The 21,910-nt window shown below is 36.7% G+C and carries 17 protein-coding genes and 1 tRNA gene; 12 read left to right on the top strand and 6 right to left on the bottom strand.

The window, feature by feature from the left end; all coding sequences use genetic code 11:
- The first annotated feature begins 349 nt into the window (after positions 1 to 349).
- The 4 genes from BXY58_RS11480 to BXY58_RS11465 are packed head-to-tail and all read left to right on the top strand — an operon-like array spanning position 350 to position 4,779.
- Entirely contained in the window at positions 350 to 1,027 is a 678-nt protein-coding gene (locus tag BXY58_RS11480; protein WP_120213997.1) for a response regulator transcription factor, read from the top strand.
- A 23-nt stretch (positions 1,028 to 1,050) separates the two neighbouring features.
- Entirely contained in the window at positions 1,051 to 1,413 is a 363-nt protein-coding gene (locus BXY58_RS11475) for a four helix bundle protein (protein WP_185140474.1), read from the top strand.
- Positions 1,414 to 1,440: 27 nt separating this feature from the next.
- Positions 1,441 to 2,724 (top strand): sensor histidine kinase, encoded by a 1,284-nt coding sequence (gene porY / locus BXY58_RS11470; RefSeq protein ID WP_120213995.1) that lies wholly within the window; start codon positions 1,441 to 1,443, stop codon positions 2,722 to 2,724.
- A gap of 60 nt (positions 2,725 to 2,784) precedes the next feature.
- Positions 2,785 to 4,779, top strand: a complete 1,995-nt coding sequence (locus tag BXY58_RS11465; RefSeq protein ID WP_229728437.1) for an LTA synthase family protein — start codon at positions 2,785 to 2,787, stop codon at positions 4,777 to 4,779.
- A gap of 178 nt (positions 4,780 to 4,957) precedes the next feature.
- Here BXY58_RS11465 and BXY58_RS11460 read toward each other — a convergent pair whose 3' ends face one another.
- Both BXY58_RS11460 and BXY58_RS11455 read right to left on the bottom strand, forming a co-directional pair.
- A complete protein-coding gene (locus BXY58_RS11460; RefSeq protein ID WP_120213994.1) occupies positions 4,958 to 5,821 on the bottom strand; it encodes a lamin tail domain-containing protein in 864 nt (287 codons plus the stop codon).
- 238 nt (positions 5,822 to 6,059) lie between these two features.
- Positions 6,060 to 6,133: transfer RNA gene (locus tag BXY58_RS11455), tRNA-Cys, on the bottom strand.
- A gap of 302 nt (positions 6,134 to 6,435) precedes the next feature.
- Between BXY58_RS11455 and ribB the strand changes: the two genes are divergently transcribed.
- On the top strand, positions 6,436 to 7,557 hold the full coding sequence (gene ribB / locus BXY58_RS11450) for a 3,4-dihydroxy-2-butanone-4-phosphate synthase (protein WP_120213993.1): 1,122 nt from the start codon (positions 6,436 to 6,438) through the stop codon (positions 7,555 to 7,557).
- A gap of 118 nt (positions 7,558 to 7,675) precedes the next feature.
- Here ribB and BXY58_RS11445 read toward each other — a convergent pair whose 3' ends face one another.
- Both BXY58_RS11445 and BXY58_RS11440 read right to left on the bottom strand, forming a co-directional pair.
- Entirely contained in the window at positions 7,676 to 9,610 is a 1,935-nt protein-coding gene (locus BXY58_RS11445) for a M1 family metallopeptidase (protein WP_120213992.1), read from the bottom strand.
- Between the two features lie 89 nt (positions 9,611 to 9,699).
- On the bottom strand, positions 9,700 to 10,581 hold the full coding sequence (locus BXY58_RS11440; protein WP_120213991.1) for an SDR family oxidoreductase: 882 nt from the start codon (positions 10,579 to 10,581) through the stop codon (positions 9,700 to 9,702).
- A 383-nt stretch (positions 10,582 to 10,964) separates the two neighbouring features.
- Here BXY58_RS11440 and BXY58_RS11435 point away from each other — a divergent pair, with 383 nt between their 5' ends.
- From BXY58_RS11435 to BXY58_RS11420, 4 genes are all read left to right on the top strand, one after another.
- Entirely contained in the window at positions 10,965 to 11,804 is an 840-nt protein-coding gene (locus BXY58_RS11435; protein ID WP_120213990.1) for an SDR family NAD(P)-dependent oxidoreductase, read from the top strand.
- Positions 11,805 to 11,853: 49 nt separating this feature from the next.
- Entirely contained in the window at positions 11,854 to 12,768 is a 915-nt protein-coding gene (locus BXY58_RS11430; RefSeq protein ID WP_120213989.1) for a helix-turn-helix domain-containing protein, read from the top strand.
- Between the two features lie 90 nt (positions 12,769 to 12,858).
- Entirely contained in the window at positions 12,859 to 13,860 is a 1,002-nt protein-coding gene (locus BXY58_RS11425; RefSeq protein ID WP_120213988.1) for an aldo/keto reductase, read from the top strand.
- A 419-nt stretch (positions 13,861 to 14,279) separates the two neighbouring features.
- Complete coding sequence (locus BXY58_RS11420; protein WP_120213987.1) at positions 14,280 to 15,176, top strand: helix-turn-helix domain-containing protein; 897 nt, start codon at positions 14,280 to 14,282, stop codon at positions 15,174 to 15,176.
- A 74-nt stretch (positions 15,177 to 15,250) separates the two neighbouring features.
- Here the strand turns inward: BXY58_RS11420 and BXY58_RS11415 are convergent, their stop codons facing one another.
- A complete protein-coding gene (locus tag BXY58_RS11415) occupies positions 15,251 to 15,649 on the bottom strand; it encodes a winged helix-turn-helix transcriptional regulator (RefSeq protein WP_120213986.1) in 399 nt (132 codons plus the stop codon).
- Between the two features lie 157 nt (positions 15,650 to 15,806).
- Here BXY58_RS11415 and BXY58_RS11410 point away from each other — a divergent pair, with 157 nt between their 5' ends.
- Positions 15,807 to 16,409, top strand: a complete 603-nt coding sequence (locus BXY58_RS11410) for an FMN-dependent NADH-azoreductase (RefSeq protein ID WP_120213985.1) — start codon at positions 15,807 to 15,809, stop codon at positions 16,407 to 16,409.
- Between the two features lie 132 nt (positions 16,410 to 16,541).
- Here BXY58_RS11410 and BXY58_RS11405 read toward each other — a convergent pair whose 3' ends face one another.
- Positions 16,542 to 17,879, bottom strand: coding sequence for a dihydroorotase (locus BXY58_RS11405; protein WP_120213984.1), 1,338 nt, complete (start codon positions 17,877 to 17,879; stop codon positions 16,542 to 16,544).
- A 178-nt stretch (positions 17,880 to 18,057) separates the two neighbouring features.
- On the opposite strand from BXY58_RS11405, the gene BXY58_RS11400 reads away from it, so the two are divergent.
- Positions 18,058 to 20,355, top strand: a complete 2,298-nt coding sequence (locus BXY58_RS11400; protein WP_120213983.1) for a GH92 family glycosyl hydrolase — start codon at positions 18,058 to 18,060, stop codon at positions 20,353 to 20,355.
- 56 nt (positions 20,356 to 20,411) lie between these two features.
- Positions 20,412 to 21,869 (top strand): lipopolysaccharide biosynthesis protein, encoded by a 1,458-nt coding sequence (locus BXY58_RS11395; protein ID WP_120213982.1) that lies wholly within the window; start codon positions 20,412 to 20,414, stop codon positions 21,867 to 21,869.
- The last annotated feature ends 41 nt before the right edge of the window (positions 21,870 to 21,910 follow it).

Raw genomic sequence — 21,910 nt, 5'->3', positions numbered from 1 at the left:
TCCAATTAATCCTGAAACAGTGCAAATGGATTAGTGATAACGACTGAAAGTTTCTTTTATTGTAACAACAGACAAGTGTCGATTTTTATAGCAATACCAAGGGAAACATTGAGTTCATCCAAGTCTGCAGATGATAACTAAAAATAGTCTCTGTTATTTATGATCACGGAAAACTACAACAGAAAATATGAAGAATACCAATCTTCCGATTTTAATTTAAAAAAATTGTTCACTGCGTTTTAGAATAGTTACTTTATTTTGACCTTTTTAATCCCTTCAAAATTTCTTCTAAATTCAACCTATAAATTCGCTGGATAAAAATTCCGATATTTATAAAATAGAATTACTAATGAAAATCCTGATTATTGAAGACGAAACCGAATTGGCAAAAAGTATCGCAGAATACCTTTCCGAGGAGAACTACCTGTGCGAATTTGCCTTCACTTTCTATGAAGCAATGTACAAGATAGAAACTTTCCAATACGATTGTATTATTCTTGACATTATGCTGCCGGACGGTAATGGGTTGAAAATTCTGGAAGAGCTGAAAAAGCAAAATAAGCAGGACGGCGTTATCATCGTTTCTGCAAAAAATGCTCTGGATGACAAAATAAAAGGTTTGCAACTTGGTGCGGATGACTATTTGACGAAACCATTCCATTTGTCGGAATTAATGGCGAGAATTTATTCCATAATCAGAAGAAAACAGTTTAACAATTCTAATATTATCAATCAAAATGAATTACAAATCGACCTTTTGGCAAAGACTGTTTCAGTCAATAATGAACTTATAGCATTGACAAAAAAAGAGTTTGATCTGTTGATTTATTTTATCGGTAACAAGAATAAAGTCATATCCAAAAGTACCTTGGCAGAGCATCTTTCGGGAGATTTTGCAGATATGCTGGACAATCACGATTTTGTGTATGCACACGTGAAAAACTTAAAGAAAAAACTGAATGACGCAGGCTGCGAACCTTACCTGAAAACGGTTTACGGAACTGGTTATAAATGGGAATCAAATTAGTGATGAGTTATAAATGATGAATTATGAGTGAAAAGAAAAATGTTTTGAAGGATAAGAGTTTTAGTTTTGCTATAAGAATCGTAAAACTTTACAAATATCTTACAACAGATAAAAAGGAATTTGTATTAAGTAAGCAATTATTGAGAAGCGGAACCGCAATTGGTGCATTAATTCGGGAAGCTCAGAACGCAGAGAGCAAAGCAGACTTCATTCATAAGCTTGCTATTGCTCAAAAGGAATGTGATGAATCTCTTTATTGGCTCGAACTTTTATTTGAAACCGAATTCTTATCGTCCACAGAATATGAAAACATTAATAATGATGCTTTAGAAATATTGAAAATGATTCGTAGTGCCATCATCACAACCAAAATGAAAAACTCATAATTTATAATTCATAACTTATAATTCTTTGTGAAGCCGCTTTTAAACAAAACCACAAAACCCTTCATCATCTATGTCCTGATTATTCTGGTCATCAGCATTCCGCTGTATTATTTTGTGGTGGATGCGATCTGGAAACACGAATTGGATGAGCACAACAAAATTGTAGCCGAAAAAACCAGCTCTCAAATCAACAGTTTAAAATTATCCGATGAAAAACTGAACGAAACGATAAAGTTGTGGAACGATGTACAACCCACCACAAACATCCGGAATTTAGATAAAAACGACCATTTCAAGGACAGTATTTTCATTGTAGAAAAGCCACACGATTTTCTTGATTTTAATGACATTGACAGGTTCAGGTGTTTGTCGAAGATTATTTATCTCAACAAAAAACCATATCGTTTCAATATCGAAACCAATATCGAAGAATCTCAGGAAACTATTTTTTTCATATCCGCAACCACAGTTATTCTCTTCATTCTGATTGTCGGCGGATTGTTATTTCTCAACAGAAGACTTTCAAAATCGGTTTGGAAACCTTTCCGTGAGACTTTGGATCAACTGAAAACTTTCAGCCTCAATAATCAGACAAAAATTGAATTTCCGCAAACCGATGTCACTGAATTTGATGAACTGAATCAATCATTAAGCAAGCTGATAGAACATAATGTTTCCGTGTATAAAACACAGAAAGAGTTTACAGAAAATGCTTCCCACGAACTCCAGACTCCTTTGGCGATTTTAAAAAACAAACTCGATATTCTTTTGCAAAACGAAGATTTGACAGAAAAACAATATCATATTGCGGAAGAAATGAACCGCGCTTTGTCCAGAAGTTCAAGAATCAATAAAAATCTTTTATTATTAGCAAAAATTGAAAACAATCAGTTTGATAATTCCGAAATACATCTGGACGAATTACTCAATCAAAGTATGGAGATTTTGCAGGAACATTTTGATCAGAAAAACATTTCCGTTCACAGCAAAATTTCTTCTGATATAAAAGTGAACGGAAACATTGGATTAACGGAAGTTTTGATTAATAATTTGATTTTGAACGCTATCCGCCATACTCCGATTAACGGTTCGATTTCTATAAAATTAAACAATTCTGTTTTCGAAGTTTCTAATTCGGGGACAGAAAAACTAAACTCAGATTTGCTGTTCAAACGGTTTTCCAGATTCTCGAAAGACAATAACGGAAGCGGACTTGGACTCGCTATTGTAAAAGAAATCTGCAAATCTCAGAACTGGAGTATCGATTACAGATTCGAAAATCATAATCATATTTTCTCGGTAAAACTGTAAATTCTAAATTTCTTCTAAATTGAGTTTCATCTTTACACGTTTTTAAACGCGTAAAAAGTAATGATTCTTAAAAAAATTCAAAAAATATTTGACAGCAGATTTGCTGTTTTATTCTCAATTTTAAGTTTATATATTTTATTTTCAACCCTTATCAGGATTGGATTTCTGTTTTGGTCTTCGAAAGATGTAGACTTTAATTTGTTCTACATTGTAAGAGCATTTTTCACCGGATTTTGCTATGATTTTGCGGTTGGAACATTGTTTTTACTGCTGTATTCAGTTTATCTTTTGGTTTTTCCGAAACGGTGGATTGGTTCCAGATTCGATAAGATTTTCACCTATGTTTATCTGGCGATTGTGCTTCTCATCATCTATTTCAGCTTGTTGGCGGAGATTCCTTTTTGGGGTGAATTTGGCGTGAGATTCAATTTCATTGCGGTTGATTATCTGATTTATACTTACGAAGTGATTTCGAACATCAACGAATCTTATCCGTTGCCATTAATCATTTTCATATTAGTCGCATTGATTGTTTTAACGTTTGTTTTCCTTCAGAAAAGAAAAATATTCAGAAGTACATTTTCAGACAAAAGACCTATTTCAAAAAGATTCGCACTTTTTTCTGTATTGATTCCGGCTTTAATTTTAAGTTTAATATTGAAAAACAAACAAGCAGATTTCAGCAATAATTTAGTTTTAAACGAATTAGGAAAAAACGGAACATTTTCATTTTTTACCGCTTTCAAATCCAATGAATTGGATTACGAAACTTTCTACCCGAAAATCGATGATAAAGAAGCATATTCTGTTCTGAAAAAAAATCTTTTGCAGGAAAATCAGACTTATGTTTCCAACCAATGGGACGATATTTCCAGAACTACAAAATCTGAAAATGAGCAACATCCTAACGTCATTCTGATTGCGATAGAAAGCTTCAGTGGAGATTTTCTGAAAGCTTTCGGAAACAAAGATAACCTCACTCCAAATTATGATAAACTGGCTAACGAAAGTATTTTCTTCACCAATCTATACGCAACTGGAACCAGAACTGTGAGAGGAATGGAAGCTTTAACTTTATCTGTTCCGCCGACGCCGGGGAACAGTATTGTTCGAAGACCAGATAATCAGAATTTGTTTTCTGTGGCTACGATTTTTAAAGAGAAAAATTATCAGCCTTATTTCATTTACGGTGGTGATGGTTATTTTGATAATATGAATAATTTTTTCGGAGGACAGGGCTTTGATATTGTGGATAGAAACCGTGGAAATCCTTTGTCAGACGAAATCAAAACACAACGTTTTAATATTCCGGACAGTGAAGTAAGTTTTGAAAATGCGTGGGGAATTTGCGATGAAGATTTATACAAACAATCGATTAAATACGCTGATAAAAGCAGTAAACTAAACAAACCGTTTTTCCAGTTTGTGATGACGACCTCCAATCATAAACCTTACACTTTCCCAGCCGGAAAAATCGACCTTCCGCAAGGTGACAGAAATGGAGCTGTGAAATACACCGATTATGCTCTGGGGAAATTTCTGGCTGATGCAAAAACAAAACCTTGGTTCAAAAACACCGTGTTCGTCATCGTTGCCGACCATTGTGCAAGCAGTGCCGGAAAGTGGGAAATCAATATCGACAAACACCATATTCCTGCGGTTATTTACAATCTTCCTCAGAAAGCAGAAAAAATCAATCGTCTGACTTCTCAGATTGATTTGATGCCGACTTTATTTGGTTATCTCGGTTGGAATTATACGACAAGTTTGTACGGAAAAGACATTAATCAGACAAAAGTTGGTGACGAACGCGCTTTCATCGGAAATTACAGAACTCTGGGAATGTTGAAAGGCAATATTTTCATTCAGATTGATGATCGAAAAAAGGTAAAACAATTTACAGTAAAAGATTCGGACAAATCTTTGAAGGAAATTAAATCCAAAAATCTACAACTGGTTTCTGAGACTATTTCCTATTATCAAACCGCTAGTGAAAGATTTAAAAATGGAAAAATGAAGATGAACAACAATCAGACATTATTAACAAAGAAGTAAATTAACTTCTATTGACTTGAACGTTGTTTGGCAAAATACTTGCATCTAAAAACATAAGTAGGGGGATGCTTCGTTGGTCTTCCTACTTTTTTTATTTTAAAAAAGACATAATCAGATTCAAATTATAAATAAAAAGAGCTATCAAATGACAGCTCTCTCTTTTTAATTGGAAATTAAATTATTCTTTCAAAACTCGTTCAGTAACTTTATTATTATTCACAGTTCCTGTGACAATATAGTTACCTTTTGGCAAATCTGCGACATTCACTTTTGCACCAGCTTTAACATTAGCCTTTTTCACAAGCTGTCCGGACATTGTAAAGAACTGAACATCCTGAACATCGGAACTGAAATAAACTTCGTTATTCTTTACCAATGTATTTCTAATGAATGCTGATTTAGAACCATTAACATCGCCAACTGCTAAAGTCTGACCACTACCCTGAGGCGTTGGAACCGAAACAGAAAAATCTATGTTGTTATTATTGGTGTCATCTCCATTTGCATTTCTTGAGATAGAAAATAGAAGCAATGGTGACGGCGCAGCCCCAGCACCTTCAAATTGATTTGCCAGACCATATCCTACAAAGTCAATAACATTAGACGCTGTCGGTCCAGTTACACGGACATTATTGGTTGCCAAAGCCACTTTTCCAGAAGCTAATCCCAATTGAAGACCAACACCCGCTACAGGACCGGAACCATCTAAATTAAGAACCACATCTACAATCAGATTTACACCAAGAAGACCTTCACCTGCAGTTCCTTCAGAACCTTGCTGAATCAAATAGGTCTGACCAGGTGCTAAAGTAATGTTGGGAAGATTATGATATTGTGTAAACTGACTAAAAGCGTCACCATATTGAATAGTTGCTCCGTTAAGAGAAGCCGTAGAAGGTCCAATATTTTTCAATTCAATAAAATCTGTACGAAATAGGGCATTAAGAAGACCGCCTGCTGTATAAATTTCATTGATAACAATCTGCGCATTAAAAAATGCCACTGAGGACACAAGTCCAACAAATGTAAAAAACTTTTTCATAATAACTTATTTTAGTGATTTACGTAATTTTTACAATAATAATACCAAAATAAAACACAATAACAATATTATAATTATGAATATCGTAAAAAATCATAATTATCTATTCAGAATAATATTCAGTTTTTTTACCATTTTTGGAAGTGAGCTTATGTTTTTTAAAAAAGTATGAAATTTTACCTATGAAAAATAAGGCAATAAAAAACCCTAAGACATTCTAAAAAAATGAATTAGGGTTTGGAGGTGCCTAGCGGATTCGAACCGCTGTAGATGGTGTTGCAGACCACTGCCTAGCCACTCGGCCAAAGCACCATTTTGTTTGGTTTGCAAATTTAGTGTTTTTTTTCAAATTTCAAATTTTATCTTCAACTTTCTTGGAAAAATTTGGATTTGATGACTTAGCCAAATAATAATCACTTAATTGTGTTATAGCCCTGATGGTAACGGTTACCCCACAGCGATGGTGCGGAACGCAGTGGAGCGCCAGAGCGAGGAGTATGAGTGGACAGCAGGTTCCCGGCTTCTGAAAATACATTTTTCGCATATTTTTAATTGATTATTACAATGTTTATTTAGGTTCTAAATAAGTATCTTTGCAAAAATTTTTTGAAATAATGGATAAATTCCAACTTAATACGATTGAAGAAGCGCTAGAGGATCTGAAAAACGGGAAAATGGTCATCGTTGTAGATGATGAAGACCGTGAAAACGAAGGCGACCTTCTGGCTGCTGCCGAACTGACAACGACTGAGATTGTTAATTTTATGGCAACTTATGCAAGAGGTTTGATTTGTATGCCGTTAACCGAAAAACGTTGTGATGAACTGGAGCTTCACTCGATGGTAGCCAACTCTACCGATCCAAAGGAAACAGCTTTTACCATTTCCGTAGATCTTCTTGGAAAAGGTGCAACAACGGGAATCTCGGCAAGTGACCGTGCAAAAACGATCCAAGCCATTATGGACCCGGACACAAAACCCGGTGACCTGATGAGACCGGGACACATCTTCCCACTCCGTGCCAGAGAAGGCGGTGTTCTAAAAAGAGCTGGCCACACGGAGGCCGCTATTGACCTGACAAGACTAGCCGGACTGAAGGAAGGCGGTGTCATTTGCGAAATCCTGAATGAAGACGGAACTATGTCCAGATTGCCACAGCTTCTGGAGTTTGGTAAAAAACATAATCTGAAAGTGGTTTCTATTGAAGATCTGATCCATTACCGATTGAGACAAGGTGACCTTGTTGAGAGAATCGAAGAGCGTGATATCAAAACCCATTTTGGCGATTTCAAATTTTACGTATTTGAAGAGAAACCAACTGAGCAGATCCATTATGCCTTAACAAAAGGAACCTGGTCTGCAGATGAAGCGGTTCTTGTGAGGGTGCAGTCTTCGGGAACCTACTTCGATGTGTTCAGCAGATTGTCTAACGGCGAGCATCCATTGATGCAGAAGGTGACAGACCTCATCAACGCAGAAGGAAAAGGTGCTGTGGTTTTTATCAACAATGTTTCTAACAAAGAAAATACATTAAGCAGAATCAAACATTTTCTTAATTTCCAGGATGGCACCAGCGAACAGCCGACGATTGCACCAAATTTCCGGGATTATGGCATCGGAACTCAGATTTTGAAAGACCTTGGCATTAATAAATTTAAAGTAATCACCCAGAATCCTAATATTAAACCGATCCTTTCCGGTTATGATGTGGAAGTCACTGAGATGGTGGCTTTATAGTAGATTATTTTGAGAGAATAAACGGATAGATGATAGACTTTTATCTTATATCAATAAAAAACGCTCCGATTTTGGAGCGTTTTTTATGTCTTGATTCTTTTATCTTGAATCTACAAGTCTAATTCGGCCAAGCATTATTCTTAGGATTGATATCCGGAACAATGGATTGCGGATCCAATTTTACATTCGTTACTTCTTTTGTAGAATCGATTTGGAAAGTCCATTCCGTATTGCGTTTCCAAACCTCAACCGGTAATTTAACCGTCTGGCTCGTTCCATCTTTGAAAGTTATAAGAACTGTTGTCGGCATTGGCAATTGTCCAATATTTTCAACGGTGATCTGTGCGCCGTTTTTGAAATCGCCATTGACAGGTTTCACATTTTTCACCGCCTGATCTACTTTCCATTTGTTCATAAACCAGCCTCGCCAGAACCAATTCAGCTCCTCGCCAGAAACATTTTCCATCGTGTGGAAGAAATCCCAAGGTGTAGGATGTTTGAACGCCCATCTATGAACATATGTTTTGAATGCTTTATCAAACTTCTCAGGACCCAAAATAGTTTCTCTCAAGATTCCCAATCCAACACCTGGTTTGAAGTAAGCCAAAACACCAATACTTCTTTCCTTCATATTATCGGGACCAACCATAATCTGTTCAAAGTTATCACTCTGAACAAACGGTCCAATTTTGCTTATATCCTGCTTATGATAATATTCGCCTTTGTTGAAAGCTTCCGTCGAAAGTTCATTGATAAATGTATTGAAACCTTCATCCATCCAGGCAAACACTCTTTCATTGGAGCCGACAATCATAGGAAACCAGGTGTGTCCAAATTCGTGGTCTGTAACACCCCAAAGGTCAGCACCTTTTGATGCTCTGTGACAGAAAACGATCCCCGGATATTCCATTCCGCCTTCATTTCCTGCAACGTTGGTGGCAGCTGGATATGGATATTCAAACCATTTTCCGGAGTAATGCTCTATAGCAGCTTTTGTATATTCGGTTGAGCGCCCCCAAGCTTTGTCGCCTGCGCTTTCTACAGGATAAGCCGAGATGGCCAACGATTTCTTCCCACTCGGCAGATTGATTCTCGCCGCATCGATAATGAATGCCGATGATGAAGCCCACGCAAAATCCCTCGCTTTTTCTATTTTGAATTTCCAGGTTTTTGTTCCTGAATTACTTCCTTTTCTTAATTCTGATTCCGGGTGAATCATCACCGTTTTATCGCTCTTTCTGGCTTCGTTCCAACGGTTGATTTCTTCTTTGGAATAAACTTCTTTTTCATTCAGTAATTCTCCCGAAGCTACAACGTAATGATTAGCCGGAACAGTGATATTAGCAGACAAAGTTCCGTATTCCAAATAGAATTCTGAAGCACCTAGATATGGCAAAGTGTTCCAACCCATCACATCGTCGTACACGCACATTCTCGGATACCATTGCGCCAATGTGAAGATCTTCCCGTTCTTGGTATCTTCCACTCCCATTCTGTCAGATCCGTATTTTGGAGAAATAAAAGAATATTCGATTTTTAATTTTGCAACACCGCCGTTTGCTTTCAAATCGTTTGGAAGGTCAATCTGCATTCTGGTGTCGGTGATGGTATATTTAACATCTTTTCCATCGTATTTTACCGATTTAATTTTGTAGCCGCCGTCAAATGTTTCGCCGTGTGCACCATTTCTACTTCCAGACAAAGGCACTACAGCATTCCCTCTGGAATCTTTAGCAAAAAGATTTTGGTCCAGTTGTAGCCAAAGAAAGCCTAATTGGTCCGGGCTGTTATTGGTATAAGTAATTTCGGCTGAACCTGTCAATTCATTGTTAGCTTCGTTAAGACTGACATTCAGTTGATAATCGGCGGAGTTTTGCCAGTATTTGTGTCCCGGTTGTCCGCTTGCCGAACGGGTTTCGGTTCCGGTTTGAGGATAGAAAAATGGCTTGAAAGCTTCTGTATAGTCATACTTTGGAGATTCCTGAGCGTAAGAATTGCCGACAAAAGCAAATATTGCTATAGCAGAAATCAAATTAGGGAGTTTGAATTTCATTAGTGGAAAGATTTATAACATTATCAAAATAAGTAAAAAAAATCTCAAATTTGTTACAAACTTGAGATTGAATAAGGTTTATTTTTAAATTAATTCGATTTCTTGGCTTTTATCATTGCTTCCAAAGCATCCCACATTTCCTGAGGAATATCCTCCAACATATTGAACTCACCAGCACCCTGAAGCCATTCTCCACCATCGATTGTGACAACTTCCCCATTCATATAAGCAGAATAATCAGAAACGAGATATGCCGCAAGGTTGGCTAGCTCCTGATGTTCGCCAACTCTTCTCAACGGCACTTTCTTTCTCATATCAAATTTCTCCTGCAAATCACCAGGCAACAACCTGTCCCAGGCACCTTTCGTTGGAAATGGTCCCGGCGCAATGGCATTAAAACGGATGCCATATTTTGCCCACTCTACCGCCAGACTTCTGGTCATTGCCAGAACACCTGCTTTTGCACAAGCCGACGGAACAACATAAGCTGAGCCTGTCCAGGCATAAGTTGTTACGATGTTAAGAACGGTTCCAGGAATTTTGTTATCAATCCAATATTTTCCGACAGACAATGTACAGTTCTTGGTTCCTTTCAAAACTATATCTAAAATTGAATCAAAAGCCGAATGTGTTAATCTTTCGGTTGGCGAAATGAAATTCCCGGCAGCGTTGTTTAAAAGAATATCGATTCTCCCGAATTCTTTTAAAGCCGCTTCTTTCATCGCTTCCACTTCTTCCCAATTTCTGACATCGCAAGCCACACAAAGCACTTTTCCACCAGTTTGTTCTTCCAGTTCTTTTGCTGTCCCCTGCAGTTTTTCCAAGTTTCTTGAAGTGATAACGACTTTCGCTCCGAGTTCCAGAAAATATTTGGTCATTGCTTTTCCAAGACCGCTTCCGCCACCCGTAACAATTGCAACTTTATCTTTTAGCGCATCTTCGCGCAACATTGGCTGTGTATATAGATTCATATTTAGATGTTTATTGTTTTTAAAAGTCATATGCAATCGCTGTCTCTTCATTGGCGTTTTTGCTTGCTAATCGTCGCGATTTCATAATTAAAATTTAAGGATTTGTGCCTGTGGTAAATTTAGATTTTTATTTTGTTTTGAGAATTAACAAAAGTTATGCGCAAAATATGAACGTTATACAATTGCGCCCCGGCTTGAACGGACTCTTCGAGAACCTCAGAGTGACAAAAGCGGGAGTCCTTCGACTTCGCTCAGGGTAAAAAAAGACCCCAAAATCTATCATCGTAGTTTTGGCTACAACAATCTTTGATTTGGTCACACAGAAGATTTCACTCTTTTTCAACTTTGCATTGTAATAATTAACCCATTAAAAACAATCAAAAATGAGTACAAAAAAAGTATGGTTCGTGACAGGTGCCTCAAAAGGTTTAGGTTTAACCTTAGTAAAAAAATTATTGGCAGAAGGCAATTCCGTAGCTGCAACATCCAGAAACGTTTCAGAATTACAGAAAGTCATCAGCGTAGAAAATTCAACTTTTCTTCCGTTGGAAGTGAATTTGATTAATGAAAATTCTGTTTCAGAAGCGATTTCTAAAACAGTTGAGAAATTCGGAAAATTGGATGTTATCGTGAATAATGCGGGTTACGGACAATTGGGAACTCTAGAAGAATTAACCGATAAAGAAAGCCGTCAGAATTTTGACACCAATGTCTTCGGCTCTCTTAATGTCATCAGAAAATCAATGCCATACCTCAGAGCACAGAAAAATGGTCTCGTTATCAACATTGCATCAATTGGCGGACTTTCAGGAGATTTTCCAGGTTGGGGAATCTATTGCGCTACCAAGTTTGCCGTTGTCGGTTTCACGGAAGCTTTGGCTGCGGAAGCGAAAGAATTTGGAGTGAATGCAACCGTTGTTTATCCCGGTTATTTCAGAACTGACTTTTTAACCGGCAGTTCTCTTCGCACACCTGAAAATGAAATTGATGCTTATGCAACGGCCAGAAAAATTCAAAAAACGCACGAGCAGGACATCAACGGCAATCAGCCTGGTGACCCGGAAAAAGCAGCTGTGGCATTGATAGAATTGGCAGCAATGGAAAATCCACCTGTTCATTTGGTTTTAGGTTCCGATGCTTTTCAAATGGCGAACAACAAGTTAAGCACACTTCAAAATGAAATTTCTGATTTCAAAACATTAAGTATTTCAACAGATTACTAACTTTGTAAGGCAACAGTTTTCGGATTGTTGCCTTTAATCTTATTAGATTATGAGTAACAGAAAATTATATACGATTGACACCGTTGCCGAATTTCACAGGATTTGCGGATTGTCTCAACCTCAACACCCAATGATTAGTCTGGTGGATTACAGCCAGGTGGAATATCAAATCGAGGAATCGGAAATCAGCTGGGTTCAGGAATTGTATTTTATGGGTTTCAAGCGTGATATCCAGGGAAAATTGCATTACGGACAGAGTCAATATGATTTTGACGGTGGTCTGATGTGCTTTATTGCACCAAGACAACTGGTGAGGATGATTATTGACAAATACGACACAAAACCGTCCGGCTTTCTTTTGGCTTTTCATCCCGATTTTATCTGGAATACACCTTTGGCAAAGACCATTCACAATTATAAATTCTTCGGTTATGATGTTAATGAAGCGTTGTTTCTTTCTGAAAAAGAAGAAGAAACGTTGATTGGACTTTTCAAAGGCATCGAACGCGAATATCAATCTGGAATTGATGCTTTTACGCAAAATATCATCATTTCTCAAATCGAGGTTATTCTGAATTACTGTGAAAGATTTTATCAAAGACAATTCATTACCAGAAAAAAGAGCAATCATCAGATTTTGGATAAATTGGAACATATTCTGGAAGATTATTTCAAAAATGAAGTCATCAATAAAGGTTTGCCAACTGCGAATTACATTGCAGAGTCTCTGAATATTTCTACTAATTATTTAGGAAGCTTACTGAAATCTTTAACGGGACAAACCACGCAACAACACATCCACGAAAAGCTGATTCAAAAAGCTAAGGAAAAACTGTCTACAACAGAACTTTCTGTAAGTGAAATTGCTTATGAATTGGGGTTTGAACATTCGCAATCTTTCAGTAAATTGTTTAAAGCTAAAACAGATATTTCTCCTTTGGAATTCCGGAAGTCGTTTAATTGACATCAGTAATTCTCATACAACATCCGTCGATTTGCATACATCCGATTTTAGATTTCTCATCAACTTTGTTTTATTAAAAATCAAGACAAAATGAAAAAAGTAAAATTAGGAAATCAGGGATTAATCATTCCGAATATCGGTTTGGGATGTATGGGAATGACTGGTTTTGGCGATGCCGATATGTATGGCAAAACGGATGAAACAGAAGCGATTGCAACCATTCACCGTTCTTTGGAATTAGGCGGAAACTTTCTCGACACTGCCGATTTGTACGGTCCTTTTAAAAATGAGCAGTTGATTGCAAAAGCGATTGAAGGCCATCGTGCACAATATATTATTGCGACAAAATTCGGTTGGGAAATTGATGATAACGAACAGGTGACCTGGAAAATCAATGGAAGTAAAGATTATGTGAAAAAATCTGTTGAACGTTCTTTAAAAAATCTGAAAACCGATTACATCGACCTTTATTATATGCATCGTCTCGATAAAAATGTTCCGATTGAAGAAACGGTTGGAGCAATGAGCGATTTGGTGAAAGAAGGAAAAATCGGTTATATCGGTTTGTCGGAGGTTGGTTCTGAAACGGTGAAAAGAGCGCACGCTGTGCATCCGATTTCGGCAGTTCAAAGTGAATATTCTCTGTTTGAAAGAACGGTGGAAGAAAAAGGCGTGATTAAAACGCTGAACGAACTGGAAATTGGTTTTGTGGCATATTCTCCGTTGGGAAGAGGATTTTTGTCCGGAAATATCAAAACGATTGACGATTTGCCGGAAAATGATTTCCGAAGAGGAATTCCGCGTTTTCAGGGGGAACAATTCCACAAGAACATCGAATTGGTAGAAGCCATTGAAAATATGGCGAAGGATAAAGGAATTACGTCTTCCCAACTGGCTTTGGCCTGGATTATCAGTAAAGGGATTGTTCCGATTCCGGGAACGAAACGCAGAAAATATCTTGAGCAGAATATTGAAGCGGCAACTATCCAACTGAGCGAATCTGACATTGAAAAGCTGGAAAGTATTGTGCCTTTGGGAACGGATACTGGAGCAACTTATGATGAGTTTGGAATGGGACTTTTGGATTATTAAATTTTTAAAAATTCTCGCTGATTTAGCCAATTTTGCTGATTTTAAAGTTTACTTAATAATCTTAACTTGAATAAACTTTGTTTATTACTTTTTTTCAACATTAAGAATTTAAGAATATCTTACAGTTAAATGAGTTAAGAATTAATAAATTAATTCTTGATTAAGTCTGTTAAGAATAATTCTTAAAAATCTTTAATTCTTAATGTTGAAAATCTAAGATTAGTAATTTAAAAAATCTTTAAATTAAAACACAAAGTTAAAACGCAATACGATTGCGCCCCGGCTTGAACGGAGCTCTTTTTGCGGAACGAAGTGGAGCAAAAAAGCGGGAGTGGAAGACGGATAAAGGCGCCCAAACCTAACAAAGTGGTTCGACGGAGTCAAATAATAACTATCTTTAATATTTAGAATTTCAAATTATGAACACGATAAAATCTATTTCGGCTTTTCACAGATTGTTGTCGCTTCCGGAACCGAAACATCCGATGGTGAGCGTGGTGAATCTTTCGGAAAGTGTTTTCATTGAAGATGATGTGTGGAAGGGCTTTGTGAGCCGATATTATTGTGTTGCCCTGAAACGGAATGCGACCGGAAAAATAAGATATGGACAGCAGCATTACGATTATGATAAAGGTGTGCTGAGTTTTACGGCGCCAAATCAGGTGCAATATCTTGATTTGAAGACGATGGATTGTGAAAATACGGGTTATCTTTTGATTTTTCACGAGGATTTTCTGCTGAAACATTCTTTGGCGAATACAATTTCTTCTTACGGATTTTTCTCTTACGCCGTGAATGAAGCTCTGCATTTATCTGAAGATGAAGAGAATAACCTGCTTGAAATTCTGAATAAAATCGATAAAGAATGTGAGCATATCGACCAGCATACGCAGGAAATTATTTTGTCCCAGATCGAGTTGCTTTTAAATTATTCGAAGCGGTTTTATGAAAGACAATTCATTACCAGAAAAAGTGGAAATCATCAGCTTTTGGCTAAATTTGAAACTTTTCTGAACAATTATTTTGATAAACAATCTTCTGAAAAAGGTTTGTTGACCGTTCATCAGATTGCCGAAGCGATGAATCTTTCCCCGAATTATCTGAGTGATCTTTTGCGCATCCATACCGGACAAAATACACAACAGCACATCCACGAAAAGCTGATCAGCAAAGCGAAAGAGAAACTTTCTACAACGGAATTATCGGTAAGTGAGATTGCTTATGAACTGGGATTTGAGCATTCGCAGTCATTTTCTACGTTGTTTAAAAAGAAAACGAGTTTGTCGCCGTTAGAATTTCGGCAGTCGTTTAATTGATATTTTTTTCTCTCGCTGATTGAGCTGATTGCGCAATTTTTTTCATCTGCTTGATTTGCTTAATCTGCGAGAGTTTAAATTTTGGCTAAAGTATTTTCGAAAACATCTTCCCTGATGTTTTTTTTATGCGTTCTTCCCCACTCAGAAAGTGCCATAATCACTGGTTTTAAAGTTCTGCTGTAATCTGTGGAAAGGTATTCTACCACGACAGGTGTCTGTTCGGCGTGCACGACTCTTTTGACGAAACCGTTCAGCTCCAGATCCTTTAGTTCATTCGACAGAACTCTTGCAGAAATCCCGGCAACGATTCTTTGCAGCTCGTTAAACCGAATGCTTCCGTGTTCCTGCAATGCAATGATGATTTTCAGTTTCCACTTTCCACCGATGACGTAAATCGCATCTTCTACAGAAGACAGACTTTCTGTACATCTGGCTTTGGTCATCGGCTCTTCCAATTCAATATTATTTTCCATAATGATTTTTAACTTACCCAAAGGTTACTACTAACCTTTTGTTCACTACTTACTTTTAATAAGCAAATGTACATAATTTTGCTGTAGAAATTTTAATCATTCAAAAATGAATTAGCTGAAAAGCAATTCTAAAAAATTTAAAAATAATCATTTACATATGAAAAATGTACTTCACATCATCACAAGTCCTAGAAAAGATTTGTCTGCAAGCAGAAAATTAGGAAAAGCAGTTATCGAAAAAATTCAGGAAAAATATTCTGATACTGTCTTAAAAGAACGTGATCTTACGACAAACCCGACTCCACTTTTGGATGAGTCTCACATCAACACTTTTTTTACGCCGGCTGAAAACCATTCTACAGAGCAACAATCCATCAACAAATATTCTGAAGATTTGATTTCTGAATTAAAAGAAGCCGATATTATTGTTATCGATTCCCCAATGTACAATTTTTCCGTTACTGCAACGCTGAGAGCTTATCTTGATTTCACTTCGAGAGCCGGATATACTTTTAAATATGACGAAAACGGACCAAAAGGCTTGTTGAATGACAAAAAACTATATATCGCTTTTACCTCAGGAAATATTTATTCCGAAGGTCCTTTCCAAGTGTTTGATTCCAATGTTCCGTATATTAAAAATGTTTTTGGATTCTATGGAGTTTCGGATGTAAGTGTTTTCCGCGCTGAAGGTTTGGCAATTCCAGGAATTATGGAAAATGCTTTGAACAAAGGAATTGAAAGCATTGTTATTGACTGATTTTAATTAATTGTTAGAAATTTTCTCTCGCAGATCTAGCTGATAAAGCAGATTTTTCAACTTCAACATCTGCGAAATTTGCTTAATCCGCGAGAGGCAAAACAAAAGACTGCAAAATTTGCAGTCTTTAATTTATTCTTCCACTTCAAAAAGCAAACGCTCTCCGAATTTTTCTTCATTGATTTTTCCATTCTCGTAAACCAGATTTCCATTGACGAAAGTGTGGGTAACTTTAGAATGAAATTCAGTTCCTTCCAGCGGGCTCCAACCGCATTTATAAAGGATATTTTCTTTTTCGACTGTCCAGTTTTGATTCAAATCAACCAAAACCAAATCCGCTTTGTAACCTTCTCTGATGAAACCTCTTTTTTCGATTCTGAATAAAATTGCAGGATTGTGAGCCATTTTTTCAACGATTCTTTCCAAAGAAATCTTTCCGTTTTTGTAATTTTCCAACATCACCACCAAAGAATGCTGAACCAGAGGCGCTCCGGAAGGACACTTGGTGTAAACATTCTGTTTTTCTTCCCAGATGTGCGGCGCGTGGTCGGTTGCAATCACATCGATTCTGTCATCCAACAACGCTTCCCAAAGTCCGTCCTTGTCTTTTTGAGTTTTAACCGCAGGATTCCACTTGATTAACCCGCCTTTTGTTTCGTAATCTTCGTTGGTGAAAGTCAAGTGATGAACACAAACTTCCGCCGTTATTTTTTTATCTTTTAAAGGAATATCATTTCTGAAAAGCTCCGTTTCAATCGCTGTTGACAAATGGAAAACGTGAAGTCTTGCGCCGGTTTTCTTTGCCAGTTCAATCGCTTTTGAGGAAGATTTATAACAAGCCTCTTCACTTCTGATCAAATGATGAAATTTCACCGGAATATCTTCACCGTATTCATCCAGATATTTTTGAGTATTGGCTCTGATGGTTGCCTCATCTTCACAATGAACGGCAATCAGCATTTTGGTATTACTGAAAATATTTTCCAGAGTTTCCGGATTATCAACCAGCATATTTCCTGTTGACGAACCTAAAAACAATTTGATTCCCGGAACGTTTCTCGGATTCGTTTTTAAAACTTCTTCGAGGTTATCATTTGTGCCACCCATCATAAAACCGTAATTGGCGAAAGATTTTTGAGAAGCGATTTCATATTTATCTGTCAACAATTCCTGAGTTACAGCATTTGGAACCGTGTTTGGCTGCTCAATAAAACTTGTAGTTCCGCCAGCAATTGCAGCTCTGGATTCGCTTTCAATATCGCCTTTGTGTGTTAACCCCGGTTCACGAAAATGTACCTGGTCATCAATCACTCCTGGTAAAAGATATTTTCCCGAAGCATCGATAATCTGGTCTGCATTTTCAGAAATATTGGATTCTATTTTAGAAATCAAATCATTTTCAATCAGAATATCACTTGGGATAATTCTTCCTTCGTTGACGATTTGGGCGTTTTTTATTAGGATCTTCATTTCACTTTTTTAGATTAAAGCAAAATTAAGTTTTTGAATTTATAAACCACAAAAGTCACAAAAGAAAATCTAATTGTTAATTCAAATGAAAATCGAGCTTATTTTTCAGAATATTTAAATTGAATAAAACTTTTGTGCCTTTTGTGGTTTTAACTAAATTGCTTCAAAATTCCAAAGAATGTCTCCAAGAAAATTCATTTTAATTCTGCCCGTTTTATTCGCTTCTTTATTCAGTTCTCAGAAATTAGAAAACTTAGTCAAATTCGTCAATCCAATTATCGGAACCGAGAAAATGGGACATACGTTCCCCGGTGCAACTGTTCCTTTTGGAGCGGTTCAATTGAGTCCGGAAACCGATACTTTATCTTATGAAGTCAAAGGAAAATACAATCCTGATGTTTATAAATATTGCGCCGGTTATCGCTATGAAGACAAAACGATTGTCGGATTTTCGCATACGCATTTCAGTGGAACCGGACATTCCGATTTGGGCGATTTTCTGATAATGCCAACGATTGGAAAATTAAAGTTGAATCCGGGGACTGCTCAACATCCCGAAAATGGATTCCGCTCCAGATTTTCTCATCAGAATGAAAAAGCAGAAGCCGGCTATTATAAAGTGAAACTTGATGATTCTAATATTTTAGCGGAATTAACAGCAACTACAAGAGTTGGATTTCATCAATACACGTTTCCAAAATCTGATGATGCGCATATTATTTTGGATTTGATGGCAGGCATTTACAATTACGATGACAAAAATGTCTGGACTTATGTGAGGATTGAAAACGACCACAGAATCACGGGTTACAGACAAACCAACGGTTGGGCGAGAACCAGAACGGTTTATTTTGCAATGGAATTTTCGAAGCCTTTCAAATCTTACGGTCAGAAAAATTTTGATACCAAACAAGCTTACAGAGGTTTTTGGAGAAAGTGGAATCAGGATGATAATTTCCCTGAAATTGCCGGAAAGAAAATCAGAATGCATTTTGATTTCGATACTCAAGAAAATGAAAAAGTTCAAATCAAATTTGCAATTTCACCTGTGAGTCAGGCGAATGCTTTGGAAAATTTACAGAAAGAAACTCCGGATTGGAACTTTGATAACGTAAAAGATCGGGCTCAAAATGATTGGAATAAGGAATTAAATAAAATTGTTGTCAATACTTTAAATGACGATGACAAAGTGAATTTTTACACTGCGATGTATCATACGTTCATCAATCCGACAACTTATATGGATATTAACGGCGAGTATAAAGGTCTCGACCAAAATGTTCATCAGGCAAAAGATTTTACGAATTACACCACGTTTTCACTTTGGGACACGTATCGTGCTTTGCATCCATTTTTCAATATCATTCAGCCAAAACGGAACAATGATATGATAAAATCGATGTTGGCGCATTATGACCAATTCAGTCTGAAAATGTTGCCTGTTTGGTCGCATTACGCCAACGAAAACTGGTGTATGAGTGGTTATCATTCGGTTTCTTTGATTGCTGATGCGATTATTAAAAATACATTTACAGGAAATTCAGAAGAAGCTTTGAAGGCTTGCATTGCCACTTCCAACAAGAGAAATTACGAAGGCATCGGCGAATATGTTGACAAAGGTTATATCTCTGCAGAGAAAAACAGAACATCGGTTTCCAACACTTTAGAATACGCTTACGACGATTGGGCCATCGCACAAATCGCTAAGAAATTAGGCAAAAACGATATATATAATGAATATCTGAAACGTTCCGAAAACTGGAAAAATGTCTTCGATAAATCAATTGGTTTTATGAGACCGAGATTATCAGACGGAAGTTTCAAAAAAGAATTTGATTTGCTGAGCACACACGGACAAGGCTTTATCGAAGGTAATTCGTGGAATTACAGTTTCTTCGTTCCACATAATCCTGAGGAACTGATGAAAGCGATGGGCGGAAAAAAGAAATTTGGGGAAAATCTGGATGAATTATTTTCAATGCATCTACCCGACGAGTTTTTTGCCGATACTGAAGACATTACACGAGAAGGAATTATCGGTGGTTATGTTCACGGCAACGAACCCGCGCATCACGTGGCTTATCTCTATAATGTTGCCGGACAACCTTGGAAAACGCAGTCTCAGATCCGCAAAATTCTGAAAATGCAATACAAAGCAAAGCCCGATGGATTAGGTGGAAATGACGATTGCGGACAAATGAGTGCGTGGTATATTTTCAGCAGTTTAGGATTCTATCCTGTTTCGCCGGGTTCTGATGAATATCAAATTGGAAGTCCAAGTGTGAAGAATGCAACTTTGAATCTTGAAAACGGAAAATCATTCGAAATTGAAGCTAAAAATCAGTCTGATAAAAATGTTTACATTGAAAAAATTGAACTGAATGGAAAAGCTATCAAAGATTTCACAATCAGACATCAGGATATTTTGAATGGTGGAAAACTGACTTTCTATATGACCAACAAACCGAAGAAATAAAATTGAATTTTGACAGAATCAATTAATTTTGCAAAAATTTTCGAACTGAAATCAAAATGAAGAAACTTCTCGGACAAACCGCTCTTTATGGATTAACGACTGTGATTATCAGACTCTTCCCATTCGTTATCAATCCTATTATTACGAGAACTTTTGGACCGACCGCTTATTCCCCTTTTGCCGACTTCTATTCGGTAGCAGGTGTTATTGCTGTCCTTTTGACCCACGGAATGGAAACCACTTTCTTTCGTTTTGCTTTGGACGAAAAAGATGACAGAAAACTGATTTCGACTTCATTTTTCAGTGTTTTGGCAGTGACTTTAGTTTATCTGATTTTCACATTATTTTACAGACAGCCATTAGCAAATGCTTTCAAAACGCCAGACCAAGTCGATTTATTAGCAATCTTAACAGTGACTTTGGCTTTGGACGCTTTTTGTGCAATGCCTTTTGTAATGCTGAGAAAAAATGAAAGACCTTTGAAATATGCAGGAATTAGAATCACAAACGGAATTATCAATTTCCTTTTAGTTGTATTTTTTATCATTATTCTTCCAAAATATCCCAGTGGAATTTTTGGTTTAAAATATAGTTCAGAATTTGGAATCGGTTATGTTTTTGTAGCCAATCTTGTTGCGAGCTCAATTACATTTTTGATGTTGTCGCAAGAATTATTAATAGCAAGAATAAAGCATTTCTCTTGGGAACTTTGGAAAAAAATGATCAAATATTCTTGGCCGATTACCATTGCAGGTTTAGCAGGAATTATTAATGAAACCTTTGACAGACAATTTCTTAAATTTCTTTTACCAGAAGAAATCGGTCGTCACGAATTAGGTGTTTATGGTGGTGTTGCAAAGGTTGTTACGTTTGTGATTCTTTTCAGACAAGCTTATTCTTTGGGTATTGAACCATTTTTCTTTAGTAATTCAAAAAGTAAAAATGCCAATCAAACTTATGTCAGATTAATGGATATTTTCATCGCAATTAACTGTCTGATTGTTTTGTTCCTATCTGTAAATCTGGATTGGATTGCGAAAGTTTACATCAATAATCCGGAATATTACGAGGGAATTTCAATCCTTCCTATTCTGTTTTTTGCCAGCTTATTTTTAGGGATTTATCTTAACCTTTCGATTTGGTATAAATTGACGGATAAAACCATTATCGGTGCATACATTTCTGGAATTGGCGTTTTGATAACAATCCTTATTAATTTTTATTTCATTCCAAAATATGGTTACTGGGCTTCGACCTGGGCAACTATTGCGAGTTACTTTGCAATGATGGTCATCTCATACATTTGGGGGCATTATAAATACCCGATTCCTTACAATATTTATAAAAATATCATTGTCATTCTGATCACAATGGTAGTGTCCCTGGCATATTACCAATATTTAAAAGAAAACATTTGGTTAGGAAATGTTATATTTCTAATTTTGGCAACCTTCTTGTTAAGAAAGGAAAAATTAATTCCTGCTAAAATCCTTAATAAGTTAGGAGCAAAATAATAACTCAAACTTACTATTAAAAATCTAATAGTCAACTATTT

This window comes from Epilithonimonas arachidiradicis (genome assembly GCF_003610695.1).
GTDB classification, from domain to species: Bacteria; Bacteroidota; Bacteroidia; order Flavobacteriales; family Weeksellaceae; genus Epilithonimonas; species Epilithonimonas arachidiradicis.
The sequence above is the reverse complement of the archived record's forward strand: the minus strand, read 5'-3'. Positions and strand labels throughout refer to the sequence as shown.